The organism is Paenibacillus thalictri (assembly GCF_004307995.1).
GTDB classification, from domain to species: Bacteria; Bacillota; Bacilli; order Paenibacillales; family NBRC-103111; genus Paenibacillus_AF; species Paenibacillus_AF thalictri.
Map to the genome: position 1 here is coordinate 141689 of NZ_SIRE01000019.1, position 17425 is coordinate 159113.

The 17425-nt window shown below is 53.4% G+C and carries 15 protein-coding genes; 1 reads left to right on the top strand and 14 read right to left on the bottom strand.

Translation table 11 applies throughout. The features are described from left to right. Positions 1-51 precede the first annotated feature (51 nt). From EYB31_RS25240 to EYB31_RS25275, 8 genes are all read right to left on the bottom strand, one after another. Complete coding sequence (locus EYB31_RS25240; protein ID WP_131016201.1) at positions 52-1599, bottom strand: NAD(P)H-hydrate dehydratase; 1548 nt, start codon at positions 1597-1599, stop codon at positions 52-54. Positions 1600-1838: 239 nt separating this feature from the next. After that, positions 1839-3632 (bottom strand): AAA family ATPase, encoded by a 1794-nt coding sequence (locus EYB31_RS25245; protein WP_131016202.1) that lies wholly within the window; start codon positions 3630-3632, stop codon positions 1839-1841. Between the two features lie 177 nt (positions 3633-3809). Next, positions 3810-4535, bottom strand: a complete 726-nt coding sequence (locus tag EYB31_RS25250) for a lipase family protein (protein ID WP_206105500.1) — start codon at positions 4533-4535, stop codon at positions 3810-3812. A gap of 182 nt (positions 4536-4717) precedes the next feature. Next, entirely contained in the window at positions 4718-5404 is a 687-nt protein-coding gene (locus tag EYB31_RS25255) for a response regulator transcription factor (RefSeq protein WP_131016204.1), read from the bottom strand. Continuing rightward, entirely contained in the window at positions 5401-6516 is a 1116-nt protein-coding gene (locus EYB31_RS25260) for a sensor histidine kinase (protein WP_131016205.1), read from the bottom strand. The genes EYB31_RS25255 and EYB31_RS25260 overlap by 4 nt, the downstream gene beginning before the upstream one ends. 243 nt (positions 6517-6759) lie before the next feature. Then, positions 6760-7365 (bottom strand): sterol desaturase family protein, encoded by a 606-nt coding sequence (locus EYB31_RS25265; protein ID WP_131016206.1) that lies wholly within the window; start codon positions 7363-7365, stop codon positions 6760-6762. A 188-nt stretch (positions 7366-7553) separates the two neighbouring features. Further along, complete coding sequence (locus EYB31_RS25270; RefSeq protein ID WP_131016207.1) at positions 7554-8273, bottom strand: YebC/PmpR family DNA-binding transcriptional regulator; 720 nt, start codon at positions 8271-8273, stop codon at positions 7554-7556. Positions 8274-8418: 145 nt separating this feature from the next. Then, positions 8419-11058, bottom strand: coding sequence for a septation ring formation regulator EzrA (locus tag EYB31_RS25275; protein ID WP_165452610.1), 2640 nt, complete (start codon positions 11056-11058; stop codon positions 8419-8421). Between the two features lie 391 nt (positions 11059-11449). Between EYB31_RS25275 and EYB31_RS25280 the strand changes: the two genes are divergently transcribed. After that, a complete protein-coding gene (locus EYB31_RS25280) occupies positions 11450-12208 on the top strand; it encodes a DeoR/GlpR family DNA-binding transcription regulator (protein ID WP_131016209.1) in 759 nt (252 codons plus the stop codon). Positions 12209-12406: 198 nt separating this feature from the next. On the opposite strand, the gene EYB31_RS25285 is transcribed toward EYB31_RS25280, so the two are convergent. The 6 genes from EYB31_RS25285 to dhaL all read right to left on the bottom strand — a co-directional run bounded on the left by EYB31_RS25285 (position 12407) and on the right by dhaL (position 17407). Continuing rightward, positions 12407-13114: a glycerophosphodiester phosphodiesterase gene (locus tag EYB31_RS25285; protein ID WP_131016210.1), complete on the bottom strand. Its 708-nt coding sequence runs from the start codon at positions 13112-13114 to the stop codon at positions 12407-12409. After that, complete coding sequence (locus tag EYB31_RS25290; RefSeq protein WP_131016211.1) at positions 13104-13940, bottom strand: Cof-type HAD-IIB family hydrolase; 837 nt, start codon at positions 13938-13940, stop codon at positions 13104-13106. Before EYB31_RS25290 ends, EYB31_RS25285 begins: the two co-directional genes overlap by 11 nt. A 45-nt stretch (positions 13941-13985) precedes the next feature. Then, a complete protein-coding gene (gene glpX, locus EYB31_RS25295; RefSeq protein WP_131016212.1) occupies positions 13986-14936 on the bottom strand; it encodes a class II fructose-bisphosphatase in 951 nt (316 codons plus the stop codon). A gap of 15 nt (positions 14937-14951) precedes the next feature. Next, on the bottom strand, positions 14952-15440 hold the full coding sequence (gene rpiB, locus EYB31_RS25300) for a ribose 5-phosphate isomerase B (protein ID WP_131016213.1): 489 nt from the start codon (positions 15438-15440) through the stop codon (positions 14952-14954). 18 nt (positions 15441-15458) lie between these two features. Then, a complete protein-coding gene (locus EYB31_RS25305) occupies positions 15459-16538 on the bottom strand; it encodes an MDR/zinc-dependent alcohol dehydrogenase-like family protein (RefSeq protein ID WP_131016214.1) in 1080 nt (359 codons plus the stop codon). A 230-nt stretch (positions 16539-16768) separates the two neighbouring features. Next, the gene (gene dhaL / locus EYB31_RS25310) at positions 16769-17407 is read right to left on the bottom strand and encodes a dihydroxyacetone kinase subunit DhaL (protein WP_131016215.1); all 639 of its coding nucleotides are present in this window, start codon (positions 17405-17407) and stop codon (positions 16769-16771) included. Positions 17408-17425 lie beyond the last annotated feature (18 nt).

A 17425-nucleotide genomic window follows, 5' to 3' on the forward strand; every position in this document is an offset into this window, starting at 1 on the left:
CATAGTTTTAAACTTGCTATAGTTGAAGTATAAGCAAATATCGCCTTACCCTTAAAGTTGATCTACGATATCGCTGGCAATTAGCGATGCCGGCGAGTGTCGGTTGGCCGCCGCGCGGTCCCCTGCCGCTCCATGCAGCCATACACCCAGCGCTGCCGCCTGCACGGCGTTTCGCCCCTGCGCCAGCAGGCTGCCGATCAGCCCGGCCAATACGTCTCCGGCTCCCGCGGTAGCCATGCCCGCGTTGCCGTTGCCATTGACATACACATCGCCCGACGGCGTGGCCACTACGGTACGCGCCCCTTTCAGCACAAGCGTTACGCCATGACGCTCGGCGTAAGCTCGCGCATGGCCGATCCGGTCCCGCTGCACCTCGGCGGTGGACATGCCAAGAAGGCGCGACATCTCGCCGGGATGCGGCGTCAGCACCACACCGCCGGACCTGCGCGGCCATGCGGCAAAATCCGCTGCATCGGCGATCATGTTGAGCGCATCCGCATCAAGCAACAGCGGCACGCGTTCGTCGGCCAGCGCCCACACCTCGCGCAGCCAAGCGGCATCGCCACGCCAGCGGCCAAAACCCGGACCGAGCACCAGCGCGCTTTTGCCTGCGGCCAGCCGGGCTATTTCGCCGGGCGTCACTCCGCCCCAGCTGCCGGTGCTTTGATCGGGCAAACCCACGATAATCGCCTCGGGAAAATGTCCGATCAGCCGCTCATGAATACGTTCGGGCACGGCCCATGTAACGAGGCCGCTGCCTCCGCGCAGCGCGGCTTGCGCGCAGAGCAGCCCTGCGCCGCTCATCGCTTGGCTCCCGGCCGCGATCAGCACGTGGCCGTATGTGCCTTTGTGCGTGTCGGCGCTTCGGTCCGCCAAAGCATCCGCGTCTAACTTCACGCGCAGCGATAACTTGTCCAGCGTATACGTTGTTACGCCGATCTGCCCGGCGAGCGAAGCCGGAATGCCGATCGGCCTGACGGTTACGCGTCCGGCCGCTGCGGCTCCCGGATATTGCGTCAGACCGCGTTTCACAAAAGCAAGCGCCACCGTCGACGCGGCTTGTATGCACGGATCATACGTGGCTCCCGTGTCGGCGTCCACACCGCTGGGAATATCCGCGGCCACAATCGGCAGGCCGCTTTCATTCGCCTCACGGATCAGCTCGGCGTACGCCCCTCTGGGCCCGCCCTTGCTTCCTGTGCCCAGCAGGGCGTCGATAATGCCGCCGTAACGGCTCCACTCAATCGTCCCCTTGCCGCCGTAAGCTGCTGCCGAGAGCCCTAGCCGCTGCGCGATATCCCGCTGCACAGCCGCCTCGCCGCGCAGCTTGGCGGGATCGTCGGCGTAGATCACATCCGCGTCGTAACCCGCTTCCGCCAAATGTCTGGCGGCGACAACGCCGTCGGCCCCGTTGTTGCCTTTTCCGGCCAGCACGATCCACCGTTTGCTCAGGCTTCCCGCGGCTTGCGCCGCGAGTGCCATTGCTTCTTCGGCAACGGCCCGGCCGGCGTTTTCCATCAATACGAGCGCAGGTATGCCGATACGTTCAATCGCCGCAGTATCGATTTCGCGCATTTCTTGCGAATTCACGATATACAATCCAATCCCTCCAACATGGTAGATTTTCAACGTGCGTGAAGCTCGCTTGTCTTACATTTTCCGAGGCGCGCGAATCCCAAACGCCTGCCCCGGCGCCGCTTAGCGACGGCCGAACCCCACGTGTCGTATGGCAACGCTCAACGCCAAACGGCCTTACAGGCCGCTTCGAATCCTTTCAGGCTAAAAACCGCCGGACAACCAAAGATATCCTAGTTGTCCGGCGGTATTACGGTAATCGGTTATTCAAACGGGTCGTAACCGCCGCCTTCTCTATCGGGTGCGGCTTCCGCTTCGGCTTCGTCCATCTCGCCGGCTTTTCCGGTCTTTTCATTGGCTTCCGCCTTCTGAGCAGCGGCATTGCCGTCCTTAGCGGCAAACACATGGGAGACAACCACAGACGGTTCCGGCCGGGAATGCCCGTACAGCCGCACATAGATCTGCTCGATCTCTTCGCCGGACAGATCGCCCCGCAGCAGCAGCTCCTCTGCGATCGCATGAACGAATTCGGCATGTTCCTTGACCAGCTGCTTTACCTGCAGCATCTGCTCCTTCAGCAGTTCATTGATTTTCGGGCGGAGCGACCGAAGCGCATCGGCCTGCGAACCGGTGGCAAGCCAGCTGAACAACTCATCGCCCATGCCAACCATGCCAAGATAAGCGCCTGCGAGCTGGGTCGCCTGCCTGAGGTCGGACGTTACGCCGTTCAGTTTTTTGTGCAGAAACTCTTCTTCCGCCGCTCTTGCGGCGAGACATACCTGGATTTCGCCGAGCATTTCGCTGTCGCTTTGGTTGTACCGCTCCTGCGTAGGTTTGGTTGCCGCAAGCCCCAGCGCGCCGCCGCGGCGGATGATCGTCACCTTCCACACCCGTTCATGCGGCTTCAGCAAATATTGCGCTACCGCATGCCCCGCTTCATGATAAGCGACATTGCGTTTCTCGTCTTCGCTCATGGAACGGAGCGGCTGCTTCAGTCCCCATTCGTACGTCTCCATCGCGTTGCGGAAATCTTCGTAGCCGGCCAGCTGCGCTCCCCGCTGATGCGCGATAACGACGGACTCGTTGACGATATGTTTGATTTGCGCCGGACTGTAACCGATCGTATCCAAGGACGCCTTCTCCGGCGTCAAAGTTTCATCCTGCTTCACCTTTTTCAAATAGTAGCGGAAGATGTCGACCCGTCCGTCATAATCGGGGACATCGACCCACAGCTGCCGGTCGAACCGTCCGGGACGCAGCAATGCCGGATCCAGCACATCCGGCAGGTTGGTCGCCGCCACGGTCAGCACGGCCGGCCGTTCGGCTTTTTTGCGGCGCAGGCCAAGCGAGCGCAGCAGCTTGGCAATTCGCGAGTTGTCGAGGTTCGGCGGATCCATCTGCAGCAGCAGCTCATTAAGCAGTCCGCTGCCGCCGCCCATGCCGAACATCCCCGCTCCGCCGCCGCCGGACTGGCGCCGCATGCCAATCGCGTCGATCTCGTCGATAAAAATAATGCAGGCGCCGTATACTTTGGCCAGCTTCCTTGCCTTCTTGTAAAGACTCATCACCTTCAGATTGCCGACGCCAAAAAACATGTTCTGAAAGCTGGGCGCAGAGGCGTATGCGAAAGGCACCTGAGCTTCGTTGGCAATGACTTGCGCGAGGTAAGATTTCCCCGTTCCCGGGGGGCCGCATAACAGAAAGCCGCGAATCGCCTCGCCGCCCATTTCTTTAAACTCTTTGACGCCTTTCAGCAGGGTGACGATCCGCTTGGCGTTTTCCACAATTTCCGGATTGCCCCGGTAATCGTCCCAGGTCGCCCCGGTTTCGCCCGGCAAAATCCAATACGTTCGTCCGCGGGCCAGAAACCAAAACAAGGCCACAAACTGGACGATCATAAACATGACTGCAAAAAGGAGCTGAAGCACAACTTGGCCGATTCCAAGCGCAACCATCCATGCGCTTGGCCCCCCCGCCCACAGCAGTACGCCGATGATGACGAGCACTGCGAGCCAGATGAGGAATTTACGCCATTTAATCCACCTATATCTCCTCATGGCTTCACTCCTAAAGTGACATTTTGAAATATTTTATTATGCGAAATTTTAATCGTCAATCGTTATTTTTAAGTTGACTTTGAACGATGCTTCCGTCCTTTCCTTATAGCGTAATAAGTATGTAAATAAATATTCCATTCCGGCGCCAAACATTCTCGATTTACATGCAAACGTATCTCAATCCGGTCCTGCATCGAAGCAATTTCGCAACCTCGGTTCCAGCCATGCGAGCACGGCGCCTAACGTCACATCGAGATTGGAGACACCCTCTTCATCGATATATGGAGCGTAAGCGCGGAAATAGTCCGGATGCCCGCCGATCAGCGGCAGGGCGGCTACCGCGGCGGGAGCATGCGCATCTTTTCTCCAAAAAGGCACCGTTCCCTCCCCTCTCACCCATCCGCCCCATCGTCCCAGCATGGCGATCGGATCCTTGCGCCCGCCGTATTTCTCGTAACCGGAAAGAAACAGCGTGTTTGGTTTCAGCTCGGGACGAACCGGACATCGGGGTGAGCCGATCTGCACCACATGCGGCGCCGGGTAACCCGCTTTGACGAATTGCGAAGCGGCCTGCACGGCAGTCACTCCGCCCCCGCTATGACCGACAAGCACAACGGTACGCCCCTCTTCGGCGGCGTGAAGCAACCGTTGCTTGACCGCACGCATGCCTGCCGCGTTCCAGAGGCGCTCGTGTATATCTAGCAGATCGCGGGCGATTTCCAGCAGCTGGGGATATATCCGCCGGTGCCAATCCCCATAAGGATAAAGCGAATCTGCCTCCACCGCATAACCCCGAGCTCTCAAGCGAAGCGCCAGCTCGTCTCTGCATGAATCCATAAAACCCGGAGCCGTCGCGACTCCGGCTAAAGTGAACAATGCGATAGTCGCATGTGCCGGCTTCAAATGCCACTCCTCCAAGTATCCAACTTCTGCAAAAACCATATGTTCATCATACTTTCCGGCAGCGGATAAAATCAATAAGCCTGCAGCCGATTTTCACCGGCTCCAGCAATCGTGCTTAACCGGGAACGCCACGCAAAAAAAAGCGGCTTCGCCTTTGCCCCGCAAAGTGAAGTCGCTTCATCTCAAATGCGAAACCGGTAACCGGCTCCCCAGACCGTTTCGATGTATTGCGGATTTTCCGTATCGGCTTCGATTTTCTCCCTAAGCTTGCGGATATGGACGGTCACTGTCTGCGTATCGCCAACCGCGTCGAAGCCCCATAATTTTTCAAACAGCTGGTCTTTGCTGAACACACGATTCGGGTTCACCGCCAAATAATGCAGCAGGTCGAATTCTTTCGTAGTCAGCAGTACCTCCTGATCGTTTAGAAATACCCGGCGCGAGTCGTAATCGATCATCAGCCCCCGGATGACGATCAGTTCTCTTTCGTCTTTGCTGCCGATCAACCGTTCATACCGCGCCAGGTGCGCTTTCACTCTGGCCACGAGCTCAAGCGGCTTAAACGGCTTTGTAATATAATCGTCGGCGCCAAGACCAAGCCCGCGAATGATGTCGATATCTTCTTTTTTGGCGGTCACCATCAGGATCGGGATGTCCCGTTTCTCGCGGATTTGCCGGCAAATTTCGAAGCCCCCGAGACCGGGCAGCATCAAATCAAGGATAATCTGACTGTAATTGCCATGCAGCCCCTTGTTCAACCCTTCTCCGCCGTCTGCGGCAATGTCCACCTGAAATCCGCTAATTTCGAGATAATCCCGCTCCAATTCAGCGATCGCCGTTTCGTCTTCAACAATAAGAATGCGATTCATGATTTCACCGTCTCTATCCACGTTTTAATAGGCAAACCTATCGTAATGCGGGTTCCTTCCCCTTTGCTGCTTTGCGCACGAATCGTGCCGCCATGACCTTCGACGATTTGCTTGGCGATGGCAAGGCCCAAACCGCTGCCGCCCGTCATGGTGTTGCGCGACCGCTCCGCCCGGTAAAAACGCTCGAAAATATGGGGAAGCGCCTCGGCGTCGATGCCTTGGCCGTTGTCGGTTACTTCGATGATGAGCATCGGGTCCGCTTCATAAGCTCGCAGACCGATCCGCTTATCGGATTTATCCATATATTTAACACAGTTTTCCATAATATTGGAAAATACCCGTTTCAGCTTATCCCGATCAATGGAAACTTGTGTTGCTCTCTGAATCTGCATGTCCGCTTGGAAATGAAATCCTCTTTTCTCCAGATCAAAATGCAATTCTTCGACCCAATCCTGCAAAAAAGCTTGGATCGGAACGATTTCGAAATGAAACGGCAGCCGCTTCAAATCGAGTTTGGAGTATAAAAACAACTCGTCGATCAGGCGGTCCATCTCCTCGGCTTTGGAGGAAACGGTTCGAATGTAGCGGTGAATTTTTTCCGGCGTATCGGCTATGCCGTCTTCGATCCCGTCGACGTAACCTTTAATGGCCGTTAACGGCGTTTTTAAATCATGCGAGATGTTGGAGATAAGCTCCTTGCGGTTTTCTTCGTATTGCAGCTGGGTTTGGATCGATTCCTGCAGTTGGTGGCGCATTTCTTCGAAAGCAAGTCCAAGCTGGCCTATCTCGTCTTTGCCCGCAACGTTGACGTGAAAATCGAGATCACCCGTCTTGATCCGGTTGGCCGCCTTCTTCAACAGCAGCAGCGGCCTGATGATGCTTTTTGAGACGACATAAGTTAGCACCGTATGGGTCAATACAAGAATAACAAGGATAGAAATGAACAAAGCGGGAAAAAACTTTCTTGCAAGTTTGACCATCGGATTTACTTTGTTCAGCACAAACACCGTACCCGGACGGTTATCCGCATTCATATAATCCAACTGCACCACATCGTACAGATTGCTGCCGATATGCACGGCTTCTTGCTGATCTTTGTATCCGGGGCGCACGAAGGCGGGCAGTCCGTTCAGCTCCTCCGCGGTAAAAGCTCCCGGCTTGTACGTCAGCCGGTTGTCTTTGCGGACAACAAGTCCCGAGCCGCTTCCGGCAAATCAAAAATAAACACCCGGTGAAGCATTTATTAAAACTTTCTTAACTCCGCTTCCGCCAGTCAAGCGAATCGGACGGATTCATCTGTAATCGGAGCGTATTCCAGAAAAAAAGCCCCCTTGAGTTAACAAGGGGGCGCCATTTTAATTCCTATCGCTTGTTGCTTCGGAGGCATTCTTCTTCCCGCCTGCCGATCCGTCGGATCCGTCCGTGTGCAGCACCATATCCAATAAAGGGTTCGAAACGCCGTACCATGTTTTCTCATCCATGTAATGATGGAGCAGATGCCGCTTCTTCATCCATTTGCCCCAAGGCGTGAGCGGCACGATAGGCCGGTGCGAAATATAATGTTTCCATTGGTAATACATTTGAAATAACGATGCGCCAAACACCGCGGACAATGACAAATGCCAGTTATAACCTGTCAACAGCAGCGCCGCCAATAAAATGATAACGTAAGAGCCCATGTCCACACTGACGGGGCCAAACAAAAATTTCACATTAGTCGGATCCTGATGATGAGCCACATGCCCTTTGTATGCAATGGGCACGATACGCGGGTATTCGTGCAAAATATAACGGTGCACCGTGTATTCCACAATGATAATAAAAACAGCCCCGGCAAGGATGGCCGCAGCCGTCCAAACATTGCCGAAGGTAACCGCAGTCCCATAACCGCTGAGGAAAATTACGGCCAGCAAAAACAGGATTAACCGCTGACCTAGAAATTCTTTTGCGTAACGCAGCATAAGCCGTTCCCCTCACATTAGAAAGTGGAAATGCTCTATCCGTTCACCGTTACATCATATGAATGTAAATTGCAAATAGAAGCTGTCATACGAATTGCCTGGACAAACGAGCTCTTTTTTACGCAAAAAACCCCGCATTCCATAAGTGTTTCTGAAATGCGGGATCATTGCTGCGAATGAATATGAAATTATTCTTCGAATTCAACGTTATGGTAAACTTGTTGCACATCTTCCAGATCTTCCAACACGTCAATTAATTTCTCGAACTGTGCTTGTACATCTTCCGGAAGGGTAATGTAATTTTGCGGAAGCATGGTCAATTCGGCCACGGAAAACTCCGTAACGCCGGCTTTTTTGAACGCCTCCTGGACGGCATGGAACTGCTCGGGATCGGCGTATACGATGACCGCCTCATCTTCTTCCACGATATCGCGCACATCAACGTCGGCTTCCATGAGAATTTCCAGCGCTTCATCCGCTGTTTTACCGGTCAAGCCAATAACCGCCGTCGCGTCAAACATATAAGCGACGGAACCGCTGACGCCCATGCTGCCGCCGTTTTTCGTAAACGCGGCGCGCACTTCCGGCGCCGTACGGTTGACATTGTTGGTCAACGCATCAACAATGACCATGGAACCGTTGGGTCCGAATCCTTCGTACCGCAGCTCGTCATAGTTCTCGTCGGAGCCGCCTTTCGCTTTTTCAATCGCGCGGTCGATAATCGCTTTGGGTACATTGTACGTTTTGGCGCGCTCCAATACGACCTTGAGCCCGCGGTTGGACTCGGGATCAGGTTCCCCTCTTCTTGCCGCCACATAAATTTCGCGGCCAAATCTCGCATAAATCCGGCTTGTATTGGCGTCTTTCGACGCTTTCTTCTCTTTAATATTGTTCCATTTACGGCCCATATGTACTCTCTCTCTTTCAACATTGAATCTATAACGGTCTTGATATGTCCTCGTCTATTATACCGTTTAATGTTCGCGCGAACAAGATATGCGTCGTATGATGTCAGCTTTTGTTGCTGTTTCTGTCATGATCTCCGCTATCTTTTCATTTATTGTCGTTGGAACCGCTTGAGCCGGAATCGTTGCCCCAGCTTGAGGTCGCCGAATCGGAGGACGAATTGGAGGACGAATCGTTTCCCCAACTGGAAGTCGCGCTGTCTTCGGAGCGTCTGCGGTCGCGTTCCGCGGCGGCTTCGGCTTCGGCACGCCGTTCCGCCTCACGCCGCTGCGCCTCCTCCTCTTCGCGAACAATCCGGTTATGCTCCGTCTCCATCTCGCTGAGCATCGTATTCGCCTGATTCATCTGGACTATGGCTTCGGCATAAAAACCCATCCCAAGCAGCCTCGACGCCTCATGCATTGCGTTGTCATACCCGTGGGAATAAGATGTAAGCCTGCTATGATTACGGTAACGCGACCGGCTGCTCGCATACATCGATGTCAGCTCGCGCAAACGGGCCTCCGCTTCTTTTTTCTGGCGAATCGAATCGTGGACGTGGTTGTCGAACGATTGCACGTCAGCTTTGATTTGCTGAAGCTGGTAGTGTACATCGTCCAAGTCGACCGGCCGGTTTACAAAAAGCGCGTCCGTATTGGCAATCCGGCGCTGCACATTTTGCCTGAGCGGCGAGAGTGCGTCGTTATTCGCCATGCCGCTTGTTTCCAGCAGCGAAAGCGACTGATGAAATTGGCTTTTGCTTTCCGCAAATGCCGACTGATATTCTTTCTCTTTCTGTGCAAGCGATTCAAACCGGGCCAACGCTTCTTGCCTCGTCTCTTCAAGCTTGCCGATCCCGGCGAGCAAGGAAGCAAGTTCGGCAGCAGCTTTCGAGTACATCTGAACGTTGTCCCCGTTCCACGTCCGCAGCTGCGGAATACGGGATTTTTCGGCGGCAGCCTCCCGTTTTAGATCGGCAAAAAGCGGCGGCAGATCGTTCCAATGCTTACCCGCAAAAGCATGCGTTAATCTGTCGATCTCCGAGTTAAACCGCGCATCGGAATGCAGCAATTCGGCAAGCCTGCGCTCCGCTTCGTCCATGTCGCCGTTGTTTTTATCGCGCTGTTCGGCGATTGCCGTTAGCGACTTGCGGGCTTCGTTCAGATGATCAAGCGTTTCATTCACAATACGCGCCGCCTCAGTCGCATAACCCGATTGCAGCTGCTGGAAAGCATGCTCGTAGTGCTGTTTCGCAGCCGGAAACACGTCGAACGGATTGTATTCGGCGAGCAGCAATCGTTCTTTCCGTTTGATTGCGTCCATCTCGCTTTGTACATGGTCGATCTCCCGCGGCAGCGCGGGAACCTTTTCCAAGCAAAGCGGCAGCGCCTGAATATCTCCATCCACCCCGGCAAGCAGTTGGGCGGCTTCCTGAATTTCGTCTTTTGCTTGCATGACATCAAAATCGTCGTTGTTCTCCGCATCCGCCGCCTTGGCTTTGGCCTGCTCAACTCTCATCGTCATTGACTCCAGCGGATAACCCGATTGTGTACGCCATTGTGCAATCGACGCTTGCAATTGGACCATCTGCGTGTTTACGTGAGACGAGATTTCCTTAACCATTTTGCCCGCCGTAACGATTTCGTCAAACGCCGCGCCGATCCGCCCGCATTCGCTTTCGTAAGAATCGATCGAAGCTGAGGCATCGTTCAAGTCGTTTTGGGCGGAAGCGAAAATAAGGTATGGCGGCGCAAAACCTCTCAGCCGCTGATTGGTTTCGTTAATCGAGGTTTTTAACGTATCGGCTTCGTCTTTAACCCCGGACAACATCGTTTTTGTTTTGGCTTCGACAAACCCCTGCTCCAAATCGCTTGTAATCAGGCTGTGATCCAGAACGGCGCTGATTTTCTCCCAAACCTCGCGGTTTCGTGAGAGCAGTTCCGCGGCTTGCGCTTTCAAGGCTGTCCGTTTCCTTATTGCATAGATCGCATAAATAACAATCAGGGCAATGACGATAAGCAAAATAATGAAACCAAACTTGGAGCTGCCTTTTGCTTTCTCCGCTGCAATCGGCGTACTTTTCGCCGGTCCTTCCGATCCGCCCGCCGCTGGCGCGGGTTTGGCCGTTGGCTGAGCCGGATTTGCGCTGGACGATTTGTCGACGGCAGGAGGCGCAGACTGTGCGTTAGCCGGAGGCGCGGCTGGAGCAGGCGAAGCGGCAGGAGCAGGAGCTTTTAACAACCCGCTCAGCGCATCGGATATGGCAAGCACCCCGTCGGCCAACTTCCCTTTATTGGCGAACGGGACAAATTCCTTGTCGATTAGCTGCTTCAGCTTTTTGTCGTCTTTTTTGCCGCTGTCGGGAAGCGCGTTGACCGCATTCTTCAACTCGGCATTGTCATAATACACGGTAACCAAATTCGGCTTGGTGGTGATGACCACAACGGCGCTGTCCGACTTCAATCCCCACTTCGTATAAGCGTCCTTGGCCAGAGCATCGGAATTGGTTTCCGACAAGTTGGTGCCGGTAAGAACACTGACTTTGAGTTTTTTTGCAGGCAGCTCTTTTTCCAGCTTTGCCGCATCTTCTTTCGAGAACACACCGACCGGATCGGTTACATACCCCTTGCGAGCCGGCGTATCGGCGGCCAAACATACCGTTCCTATTAATAGAGACAATACCAAAATAAGAACGACCGACAAAATCCGCTTATTGCTTCCATCTGTTTTGTATGTATGTCCTCGCATGAACATGGATTTCCCCCTCTTCAAGTTTAGGCCGATGAGCGGCACTACTGCGTTCTTTCATTTTCAAATCGATGCGTATAAAGTCTATTGCCAACCCTGAATCATTGTAACATTCATCCAGGCGCTTTGCTGTCGATTTGTGTCGTTTTTTCATTCTATCCGCCGCCGTTCAGCCGTATCGAATTTCATTCGCCTACTCTGCAGTCCCGAATTGTTCCGGATACATGCGTTCTCATAATCATTCGAAACCAATATCTTTCTTTTGATTTTTTTTGACGATTACTTTTACTTATGTTTTCGTTTTCGGATGTTTTTTGTTTATAATTGTTGAATGATATTTTTCATTTTGATATAATTTAGTAAAAGAAAATTGTTGCCTAGGAGATGTCGCATGTTAGCACCCGAGCGCCGGAATCAAATCATGCAAATATTGTATGAACATAAGCAATTATTAGTGAAGGACGTTTCCATCGAGCTGGGCGTTTCCGAGGGCACTTTGCGGAACGATCTGAAAGTGCTGGAAGATGACGGATTGCTTGAACGCACGCACGGAGGCGCCGTTCTTCCCAAACCGCCGACAACGGAAAATACGTTCCAGTCACGCAGCCTGACCAACCAAGCGGAGAAGCAACTGATCGGAAAAGCAGCCGCGCAATTTGTTCAAAATGGTCAGTGCATCATTCTTGATGCCAGCTCTACCTCGCTGGAGCTTGCCAAAAATTTGATCCATTACGACTATTTGACCGTCATTACGAACGGACTCGCCACTGCCCAGGAACTAACCCGCAATCCCCGAATCAGCGTTATTGTCATCGGCGGGGTGCTCAGACCCGGCTCCAGTTCCTTGGAAGGCCTGCTTGGCAAAGGACTGCTGTCGCAGCTGCATGCGGACATCTTCTTCACCTCGGCTCACGGCTTTACGACAACCGCCGGCCTCGCCGATTTCAGCATCTACGAAGCCGAACTTAAGAAAATTATGGTGTCCAATGTCGACAAAGTGATTGCCCTGCTTGATCATACGAAGCTTAACCGCCGATCGATCGCCAGTTACGCGGATATAAGCCAAGTCGATACGATCGTAACCGATCCCGGCGCCGATGCGGAGTTTTTGCAAACGCTTGACGGTATCGAAGTGGTCATCGCCGGTTAACGTTAAGCCGATTATTCCGGCTGCGCCAAAGGTCTTTGCCTCATGCCGGCTCAAGGTTAATGAAAACCTTAGCCGGTTCACTTTTCCCGCACATAACGGGACATAGCGTACAAAAGCAAAATAACAGACCTCCATCCCCACAAAAAACGTGGTCGCGAAGGTCTGTTATTTTTGTTTGAACTCCAGCTTTTCAATCGATTAACCCTTCGAAGTGGAAACGCGAATCCACCTTTCCAGCTCGTTTGTGCAAATGAGCAGTTCCGGATAACGTGTGAATTTGGCCATATCATCCGCGTTGTCGATCGTATAAGGAATAAGTATCACTTCGTTTTCGTTGCAAAGCTCAATAAACTTGTCGTTAATATACGGATAGTGGACGGAAACATATTTGCAGTTCAGCTTTTTCATATATGGAAATAAGGCGGGCGAGGCACTGTGATTAATCAATCCGATGTCGATTTGGTCATTCAGTTCCCTGACCTTCTCAAGCGCAAAATGATCAAACGACGTGATCAGGCTCTTCTCGCGCATCCCCATAGATGCAAGCATGTCGAGCACGATTTGTTCCAAGCCGGGATACATGTCTCCCATCTTCTTTAATTCAATATCGACGATCACCTTGCCCTTCAGCAGGCATAACGCTTCCTCCAGCGTCGGAATCTGCTCCGATCCGGCAACGCGCAGCCACTTCAGCTCGGATAACGTGTAATCCCGCAAATTGCCGGTGCCGTCGGTCATACGTTCCAACGTCCAATCATGAAAAACGACAGGCACGCCGTCCTTAGTGAGCTGCACGTCCAGCTCCAAATGCGTGTAACCAAGATCCAACGCCGCTTGAAACGAACTAAGTGTGTTTTCAGGAAATTTTTTCGGGTATCCCCTATGGGCAACTCCTTTAATAATCACTCTGATCTCCTCCGCTTTCAATAGGCACATCTGAAAAAACAAACCGTTCCATCGCTTCCACTACGCCGTCTCCGTAACTGCCGGCACATACATATTGCGCCGCTTCCTTTAAATCGGAGTGGCTGTTCGCCACAGCTACGCCGATGCCGGCATGTTCGATCATATCCATATCGTTGAGCTGGTTGCCTATGCTCATTACTTCTTCCCGGGAAACGCCCATATGCCGCATCAGCTTTTTCAACGCTTCTCCCTTGCTTTGGTTCGGCGGGATAACTTCGAAAAAATCGTCCTCCGATTGCACCGTCGTATAGTCGATGCGAAAGCTGCCGGCGAGCCGCTGCCATATGCCGCGAATTCGCTGCATATCGCCAATAACAAGCACTTTTTGCACATGGAAATTTCCCCAGTCCACCGTTTGCGGATCCAGCAGTTCACATCTCATCGATTCTTTCCGCTCGAACAACTGTACTTCCGGGGTACTGCGGAGCACGCTGATGCCTTTGTCTTGAAAGAGCATAACCGTCAACTGCTCATGATCGGCTTCCAAAATAAACGGCGCGAGCTCCTCTAAAGGTAAAACTGCGCTCTCCCATACTTTGCTGCGGTCGGCAAGGACCGAACCGTTGCATAAAATAAACGGAATATCCAGCTCCAATTCATCCGCAATATGCTTAACACTGGGTCCGAATCGCCCCGTGGCGATGGTGAATAAGCCGCCTGCCGCCCGGAAGCGGCGGATTGCCGATTTCACACGCTCCGTCAATGTATGGTGTTCCGAAAGCAATGTACCGTCCAAATCGCTGACTATCATCCGAATCCGACTCACGTTATCCCTCTTTTGCCCATCGTTGTAAGCATCGTTTTAAACGTTTTATCCCGCTTTCCGGTTCGCGTGAACGGAACGGACAAAATGAATCCCATGAGGCTGACCGCACGTCACCAAGGAATGGGTGATCAGGCTGCCATCCGCCTGCAGATGGATCCCGTTCAGCAGCAGTCCGGACGTAATTCCCGTTGCCGCAAAAATACACTCGTCTGAGCGGACCATATCGCCCAGCGCAAGCCGCTGGCCGGGATCGCCGAGCCCCATCGCCTGGCAGCGATCGTATTCGGCGTCTCCGGACGGGAGCAGCCTGGCTTGCATCTCGCCGCCTAGACATTTAATCGCAACCGCCGAGATCACGCCTTCCGGCGCGCCGCCAATACCGTAGAACAGATCGACGCCGCTGCCCTCAATGGAGGAAGCGATCGAGCAGGTGACGTCTCCGTCGTCGAACAGCCGGATTCTCGCCCCCGCCTCGCGGATCGCCTGAATCGCTTCACGATGGCGGTCGCGGTATTGCACCATCACCGTCATCTCGCCCAGCGTTTTGCCCAGCGCAGCTGCGGTGCTGCGGACATTATCGATGAGCGGCGCTTCCAGATCGATCGCTCCGGCCGCTCCCCGCCCTACCGCCAGCTTCTCCATATACATGTCGGGCGCATGAAGCAAGCAGCCTCTGGGAGCAATCGCGATCACCGCGCTGGAGTTGTTCATACCGCCTGCCACCAGATTAGTGCCTTCCAGCGGATCGACGGCGATATCGAGCTGCGGACCTTGACCGCTGCCAAGCCGTTCCCCGATATACAGCATCGGCGCTTCATCCAGCTCTCCTTCGCCGATGACCACGACGCCATCCATCTGTATTTGCCCCAACACTTCTCTCATCGCCGTAGTGGCCGCATCGTCCGCTTCCATTTTTCGGCCCCGGCCCACCCAAGGATTCGACGCAATGGCCGCGGCTTGGGTTACTTTAAGAAACTCAAGCACCAAATGGTTCATCCATTTCCCGCCCTCTCACGAACATGAGTTGATTTCAGGTTGGTTGTCGTTTGGTTTGTAGAAACGCTCTTCTCCTGCCGTTATTTTGTTGACTTTGCGTTCGGAGTTGCCTCCGTCGAATTCCGCATCCAGCCATGCCTGCACGACATGTTTGGCAAGCTCCGGGCCGATGACCCGCGCGCCCATCGTCAGCACCTGCGCGTTGTTGCTTTTGCGAGAGCGCTCCGCGGAATACGTATCGTGGCACAATGCGGCGCGTATGCCCGGCACTTTATCCGCCGTGATCGCCATGCCGATGCCGGTACCGCATATGAGTACCCCCCGCTCGAAATTCCCGCGGGATATTTCCTCGGCAACGGAGAACCCGACATCGGGGTAGTCGATCTGCTGTTCTTTATTGCCCGGCCCGAAATCGACCACATCGATGCCTTGCGCGCTCATATAAGTTTTAATGATTTCTTTTAATTCATAACCGGCCTCATCGGCTCCTATTGCAATTTTCATGCTGTATGCCCTCCAAGCTTACGGAATAAGAACTACCTTCAAAGAGTTAATTCCTTTTTTCACCAAATCGAAGCCTTCTTCAAACCGCTCCAGCGGCAGTTGGTGCGTAACAACACCTTCGGTTGGGAACGTGCCGTCGCCAATACCTTCGATCACAAGCGGATAACAATAGGGGCCAAGGTGGGAGCCAAGTACGTCCAGCTCTTTTCTATCGCTGATGATGCTCCAATCGACGGTAACCGGATCTTTAAATACGCTGAACTCGACAAAACGCCCCAGCTTGCGGATCATCGACAACCCCTGCTCCACCGATTTCGGATGGCCTGTCGCTTCGATATAAATATCGCAGCCGTAACCGTCGGTCATTTTCTTCACTTCCGCGACCACGTCCACCTCTTTCGGATTCAGCACAATGTCCGCGCCGAATTGTTTGGCCAGCTGCAACCTGTCTTCGAACAAGTCAAGCACGACAAGTTTGCCGGGGCCCGACTTTTTCGCTGCGCCTACCATGCCGAGCCCCAAAGTGCCGGCGCCGGACAACACCACCACATCGCCCAGCTGGATTTGCGCCCGCTGGACCGCATGCAGCGAGCAAGCATACGGCTCGATCAATATCGCCTGTTCCAAAGGCATATCCGCCGGCACCTTGTAATTGATCGCTTCTTTCGTAAATTTCATATATTCCGCCATAGCGCCGTTGACATTGTTCTGGAATCCGTACAGATCGTGTTTCTCGCACATCCAGTATTGACCGCGCTTACAGAAACGGCATTCCCAGCACGGCACAATCTGTTCGGAGATCACGCGGTCGCCGATGGCATAATCTTTCACGCCTTCTCCGATCTCCACCACGTGGCCGATGAATTCATGCCCCGGAATCATTGGCGCTTTAATGTAAGCGGGCTGCGTATCGTCCCCCCAGAAGCTGGGCGCGCCGCCATACGCTTTAATGTCGCCGGCGCATATTCCACAGGCTTCCACTTTAATGACCATCTCGCCGGGACCCGCCTTCGGCACATCCACCGTTTCCAGGCGGTAATCGCCGGGGCCGTACGCTACAACGGCTCTCATTTTCTCCGGAATGTTAACGGTTTGCATAAAAAACCTCCCGAAATAAATATGATTATCAAAATAAGACAATAAACAAAAGAAAAATACAATCCTCTTATTAGTATATTTACATCATATTACCGATTTGTCAATTTAATTTTGCGTTTATTTGTCGTTTATTTTTATTTATCGACGTTTTGTTGTTAGGCCGTTTTTTAGATAACACAAAAGCCCCCCAGCCCCATCGGTGCGGAGAACTTTGTGAAAAGCGCAACGAATTATTGAAACGTTTTTAAACGCTCCGTAAACGCGGACAAGATAAGGCACGCCGATTTGGCGCCGGGATCGATATGTCCCGAAGAACGCTCGCCAAGGCGGCTTGAGCGGCCCAGCTGGGAAATAAGATCGGCCGTCGATTTCATGCCTTCTTCGCCGGCAGCAACGGCAGCGTCCAGGCTGGCGATTAAATCCAACCCTTCTTTTCTTGCTTCCTTCAGCTTTTCCATGGCCGGCAGCCAGGCATCCATCATCGTTTTATCTCCGACTTTGGCTTTACCGCGATCCTGTATTCCCTGCACCGCGGCCAGCCAGAATTGCACAATATCTTCGTCTGCGAGTTCGTTTTTGCCTTGCAGCGCTACCGAGCCGCGGATAAAAGCCGTTGCATACAACGGTCCTACGGACGATCCGACCGCATTCAGAAACGCCATGCCGATTTCCTTGCACATCGCGCCGCAGTCTTCCTGAGTATACCCCGCCATTTTTTCCACAATCGCCTGCCAGCCGATCGACATCGTCACCCCGTGGTCGCCGTCGCCTACGGCACGGTCCAGCTCCGACAGCTCATCCTTTTGCTCTTCGATCCGCTGGGCGATATGTTGAAATAATTGTTTCCATTCGTGTATGGTCAGCTTCATCTTGTTTTATCCTCCATT